Genomic DNA, 6232 nt, shown 5'->3' with positions numbered 1-6232 from the left:
CATTTTGGACTAAATTACTTATTTCAAAATAGGTTTCTCTAAAATCTCTATTTATCAAAAACTTTTCTTTGGCTTTTTTCAAATTTGTATTTATAGTTCTATTGTTATTTATATTTAACTTTTCTTTTACTCTATCTGTATAATTGCATTTATATTTCCTCATCATCAAAAACAGTAGATACTTACAATTATTATCCTTCAGTATAGTGAAAATATCATCTTTTTCTATACCTTTCACTTCACAAATAGCTCTTATTATCAATTCATATTTTTCTTCTATAGACATAAAAAATTCCTCCATACTCTTTTATATATGATTATAGACATATTTTCATATATTTAAACCTGGAGGAATTATTGTAAAACTATTTTTCTATTTTAAATTTTTTTATTTTATATTGTAGGGTTTGTCTTGGTATTCCTAAAGCTCTAGATGCCTTAGAAATATTAAAATCATCTACTATCAATTGACTTTGTATATATTCTTTTTCCATAAGCTCTAATTTTTCTTTAAGTGTTTTGGGTACATTCAAGTTTTTACTACATTTTTGCAAATCCTTATTATTTATATAGCCACTATCTTTATAGTTAAAAATTTCTTCTATAACGTGTTCAAGCTCTCTAATATTTCCGTTCCACTCTAAGTTAATCATACAATTCAAAGAATCTTCTTCTATTCCAATTATATTTTTGTTAAATATATTATTATACTTATTTATAAAATGATATATAAGTAATTTTATATCTTCTCTTCTCTCCCTTAGTGGTGGTATATTTAATCTTATAACATTTAATCTATAATACAAATCTTCTCTTAGTTTACCTTCTTTTATTATCTTCTCTGGTTTTTCATTTAGTGAAGCTATTACTCTAACATCCAAAGATATTTCTTCTTCTCCACCTACTTTTCTTATAACACCCTCTTGAAGAAACCTCAAAAGCTTACCTTGAAATTCTTTTGGCATAGAATTTAATTCATCTAAATAAAGTGTTCCCTTGTGGGCTAATTCCAAAATACCCTTTCCCTCTTCTGCTCCAGTAAAACTTCCTTTAACTGTTCCAAACATAGTGCTTTCAAATAAGCTTTCAGGTATAGCAGCACAATTTTCAACAATAAAAGGTTCACATTTTCTTAAAGACTCTTTATGAATAGCCTGTACAAACATTTCCTTACCAACTCCAGTTTCACCATATATAAGCACTGGAGAAGATGACTGTGCTGCCTTATAAGCTTTATTTTTTTGTTCTAATAGTTTCTTGCTAACTCCTACTATATCCATAAAATCATACATATAAGGTTCATTTTTTTTCATGGATTTTTTATTATTTTCTTTTATACATTTTAAACTTCCTTGTTGAGAATTAAAATATATTATGCTAATAATTCCTTGTAATTTTTTGTTATGAAATATAGGATAAGAAGAATTCATATTAATGAATTCTTCTCCCTTATAATTAATATAATGTTCTTCCTTATAAAGCACTGGCTTTTTAGTCTTTAAAGCTTTAACTATTCCTGTAGAATTTTTTATTAAATTAGGATACACTTGAAGTATATTTTTACTTTGGCATGACCTATTAATATTATGATTTTTTTCTAAAGAGGAATTTATAAATACTATATCTAAATCATTATCTAGTACCATAATCCCATGTTTTATCCCTTCAAAAAACATGAATAAAGATTCATCAATCATACTCTTCAACCCTTTTACTCTATTATTGAGTTTTTATTTTTATTTCTAATAATGTATTTTGTATGGCATCACCTAATGTTCCCAAACTATAATCCACCAATATATGGCCACCCTCTTCATTCATATTTATATCTAATTTATTAGTTTCAAGCTCTAACTGAAGCATACCATAGGGTGTATTATATAAAATAGTATCCCTTAATTTGTTTTTAAAGTTCATTTTGGTGCTAGTAGTACCCATTCTTATAAGAGATACCTTTTCCGGAGAAATTTTCAGTGTAGTAGTAGTTCCTTCCATTCCAGATATCTCTGTTTCGTCATAAACTGCATAAAAGGAATTCCCTTTTTTATAAAACTTTCCTGGAGTCACCACTTCTATTTTATCCTGTTCTTCTCCTTTTATTTTGCTAGTAACTGAAATAATAGCCTTCTTGTTCACATAATCACTCTCATTTCTTACTTTATCATATACTTTTCCAGTTCTTCTTCAGTAGCAGAAGAGACTTCTATAAAATTATTAGATGGATGTTTATATTTACCATATCTTATTACTAGTTTTTCTTCATCTTTTCCCTTAGAATACCTAGCAGTAACCTTTGCTGCAAGATTTATATCCTCTTCTCCTGCCTCTCCAACTAAAACTACCATAGACCCTTTGTAATCTTTAGCAAGAAATATAGTATCTTGCTCTGTTAATAGCTTTTTTAACATTTCTCCCTCTTCTGCAGTTCTGGTAGAAATTATCTTAGCATTAGGGGTTATTCTAAAATGTCTTCCTATTTTTAATAATTCTAATTCTCTATTTTCAGGTTCTTCCTTTCTTTCTAAAAGCTCCTTTAATCTTATGGAATAATTAGGCTCTGTCAACTTGCAACCTCCTGCTGGTGAAGGGTAATCTTTTATGCCCCACTTTTCAGCAAGTTCCATTTGATCTTTTCTTCCTCTGCCGCTTATGCCTAAAAGTCTTTCCCTGTCAACTAATCCGTCTAACTCCATTTGAGTTGGAGGCAGTATTTTAGCTGAAAGAGGTCTTAGTATTTTATCAGCAAATCCTGATTCTTTTTTTACTATATTTAAAGAAGATTTATTTTGAGACATAGGTCTTTGATTTAAAACCTCACCTGTTATTATAAAATCCGCTTCTAATTCTTCCAACATTTTCCCAGCATAATGCATCATCAAAGCATGACAGTCAATGCAAGGATTCATGTTTTTCCCATGACCATGCTTAGGATTTTTAACTACTTGAAAATGTTCCTTTGAAAAATCCACCACTTTTAAAGGTATATCTATTTGCTTTGTCATTCTCACAGCATTTTCCTCATTAAAAAAGTGTGATTTAAAGCATATTCCTATTACCTCTATTCCCTGCTCTTTAACTAATTTAGCAGCTAATATACTATCTAATCCTCCTGATATTAAGGCAAGTGCTCTTGTCATAAAATCAACCTCACAATTCTTTATTTTTTAATTATTGTTCCTCTCCATAGCTAATTCTATAAGCTCAGTTATCAAACTGTTATATTTTTTGCCTTCATTTTCCCACATCTTAGGATACATACTTATACTAGTAAATCCTGGAATAGTATTTACTTCATTAAGATATATTTCATCTGTATCCTTATCTACTAAAAAATCTACTCTAGACATTCCTGCACAATCCAGCATTTTATATATATCAACAGCAATACTTTTGATTTCTTCTAATTTTTTTACACTAAAATTAGCCGGTATTAATAGCTTAGAGCTAGAATTTTTATATTTTGAGTCATAATCATAAAAATCTCTATCTGGTACCACTTCTCCTGGAGTTGCAGCTATAGGTCTTTCATTTCCTAAAACGGCTACCTCCACTTCTCTAGCATTTATAGTCTTTTCAACTAATATCTTTCTATCATACTTCAATGCTTCTTCTAGACCCTTTTCTGTTTCTTTTTCATTGTAGGCCTTTGTAATACCTACAGATGAACCACTATTAGAAGGTTTTATAAATACAGGAAAATTTAATTTATTCTTTATCTTCTCTATTATGTTTTCCTTATTTTCTTCAAAATCAATTTTATTTACTACTACATAATCAGCTTGTCTAATTCCAAAGTTCTCTAATACATATTTTGTATATACTTTATCCATACAAACCGCTGAAGACATGACTCCAGGGCCAACACATGGTATTCCTATAAGTTTACACATGCCCTGTATAGTACCATCCTCTCCATACAATCCATGAAGCACAGGAAATACCACATCTACCTCTTTATTAAATAAAACTTTATATCCCTCTGCTTCTTTATTTTCTTCATCCATTTCCCATTTTCCTTCAGGAATATTGTTTATATCCCCATTATACTTAAACCACTGACCTTCTTTTGTTATTCCTATTACACATACATCAAATTTATCTCTATCTATATTTTTCAAAACAGATGTAGCTGAAACTCTAGAAACCTCATGTTCAGTAGATTTTCCACCAAATAGAACTGCAACTCTTGTCTTCATTATTCTCTCTCCTTATTCTATCACATTAATATTTGAATTAATTCACAACTCAACTTTCACAGTTATAAAAATATAAAATTTTCAGGTAAGTAATACTCCTTACTTTTTACCTATTACTTCTTATATTCTATATTATAGAACTTAAAATTTATATGCGAAAGTTGAGTTAATAACCTTACTAAATAATAGTTTAGTTATTTTTCACTAGTTTATCAACATTTTTTAAATAAAAAATACTAATAAAGTAGATTTTATAGTAAACAGGGGCTTCCGCACTAAGAATAAATACTACAGTATACTATGCTAGGTTTAAATTTTCAGCACAATATATCGTATATAAATTCTTTAATGCAGTAGCCCCATTACTGTTTCTTATACCTCACAATCTATTATCTCCAAAAGCTTAATTTCGATAATTACTACATTATTTATCTATGGGCTTATGTCACTAATATTTTAATTATACTATATTGTAAGATTTCCATTTGGTGTATTAATTATTTGTATTATTCTTTCTTCATAGCCAGTTAAAGCATTTATATAAACTATAAATTGTTTATCTTTATAATTACCTTTAAATTCGTAACATAGCACTTCCTTGTTTGTTTCCGTTGGTATAATAGCAAGTCTTGTGGAATCCACTGCCAATCTCTTACCAACCTTTTTTCTAGCTTCTTCTAAGCTTATCTTTGGTTTAGGAATTTTTCTTCCCTCCTCATGTGATATCAAATATTTTTCTGATTCTATTCCTATTATATCTCCATTATCTAAAGCTATTTTTAATTTTATCTGATCAGGATATACTGTCACATCTCCTTGCTTATAAACATAATTAATAAGCGCTGTACTGTCATATTTCAACGTATAGCTAGGTTCCATGTTTTTATATCCGGATTTTTCTAAAAAATTCTTACCATATTCTACTGCTTTATCAATGTTTATTTTATCTTTTCCAACATTTTTATTATCTAGTAAATACACTATTCTTCCACCATTTTTAGATACTTCACATATAATATTTCTATTTTTATCTCCCTTAATATCTGCTTCAAATCTATATGAATCTATATTTACTTTATTCTCTTCCCCTTTTAAATTTATATTTTGTATTTTATCTTTACCTATGATTTCTACAACATAATTCTTAGCTTTATCCGCTGAAATCTTCTTTTCTTTATACACTTTAGGTTTTATTTCCATTAAATTATCTGAAAATGGTCCATCATAAATAAGTGCAGGATACTGAACTATTTGTTTTTGAATATTGGTAAATTTAGTGGAAATTGCATTTTCTGTATCCGATTTTGCTAAAACTCCACTGGTTTTTTTCCTAATTTCACCCCATTTGACCTTACCTTCATTTATTTCATCTACTACTCTAGCTAATCTCTGCTCTAATTCGTAAGATTCTAATTCTAATAAATCTATGTTTTCATAGTCCTTATCAGTTAACTCTTTCCCTTCGGAAATATTTTTAGTTAATGTATAACAAAAGTCTCCTACCTGTGATAAAAATCTACTGGTCTTATCCATATCCTGTTGTTGTATTGGCATTGAGTGCAACTTATCATTAGCTATGGATGTATGTCTAAATATTTCTGAAAAAACTACCATACTCTGCTCCTTAGAACCTACTATACTACTCTTTCCTAAGTTTGTTCTTATATTTTGAACTGAGTTTATAAGCTGATACATGTTTTTACTATACTCTCCTTGAAGATAATTTCTGTAGTCTGTTCTTTCAAGGGTCATTAATATAGCAAAGGTTGTTGAAAAAACAACTATAAATGTACTTATGATAGTATATATCATTCTTTTTCTGGTACTTTTCATAAATTTATTTTCTCCCTTCTCTAATTATCTATTTGATGCAAAGTTTTTTCCATTTAGAATTATTTTCCCTCAACCTTCCCTCTATTATACATATATTCTAGTATATAAAACTGAACTTCATATAATTTATCCCATGACTACCTACCGTTTATATTTAATGCTTTTATGCTAATGTTCTCCTTCTTGTAAAAGAATGAAAAAAA

General features: G+C 28.6%; 6 protein-coding genes. All 6 read right to left on the bottom strand.

The window, feature by feature from the left end; all coding sequences use genetic code 11:
- The coding region (locus tag FGK85_RS09425) for a ribose-5-phosphate isomerase (RefSeq protein ID WP_138205955.1) at nt 1-286 on the bottom strand (286 nt) is incomplete at its 3' end.
- Between the two features lie 79 nt (nt 287-365).
- Nucleotides 366-1697 carry a sigma-54 interaction domain-containing protein gene (locus FGK85_RS09420; RefSeq protein WP_243122851.1) on the bottom strand — a complete coding sequence of 444 codons (1332 nt, stop codon included), beginning with the start codon at nt 1695-1697 and terminating at the stop codon, nt 366-368.
- A 22-nt stretch (nt 1698-1719) separates the two neighbouring features.
- Nucleotides 1720-2136 (bottom strand): YwiB family protein, encoded by a 417-nt coding sequence (locus FGK85_RS09415; protein WP_138205953.1) that lies wholly within the window; start codon nt 2134-2136, stop codon nt 1720-1722.
- A 17-nt stretch (nt 2137-2153) separates the two neighbouring features.
- Nucleotides 2154-3137, bottom strand: coding sequence for a DUF814 domain-containing protein (locus FGK85_RS09410; RefSeq protein ID WP_138205951.1), 984 nt, complete (start codon nt 3135-3137; stop codon nt 2154-2156).
- Nucleotides 3138-3164: 27 nt separating this feature from the next.
- Nucleotides 3165-4196 (bottom strand): D-alanine--D-alanine ligase family protein, encoded by a 1032-nt coding sequence (locus FGK85_RS09405; RefSeq protein WP_138205949.1) that lies wholly within the window; start codon nt 4194-4196, stop codon nt 3165-3167.
- A gap of 465 nt (nt 4197-4661) precedes the next feature.
- Nucleotides 4662-6029 carry a germination protein YpeB gene (ypeB, locus tag FGK85_RS09400; RefSeq protein WP_138205947.1) on the bottom strand — a complete coding sequence of 456 codons (1368 nt, stop codon included), beginning with the start codon at nt 6027-6029 and terminating at the stop codon, nt 4662-4664.
- Between the last annotated feature and the right edge of the window lie 203 nt (nt 6030-6232).

This window comes from Haloimpatiens lingqiaonensis, assembly GCF_901447495.1.
In the GTDB taxonomy this organism is placed as follows: domain Bacteria; phylum Bacillota; class Clostridia; order Clostridiales; family Clostridiaceae; genus Haloimpatiens; species Haloimpatiens lingqiaonensis.
Note: the sequence above shows the minus strand (reverse complement) of the source record. Positions and strands in the feature narration are given on the sequence as shown.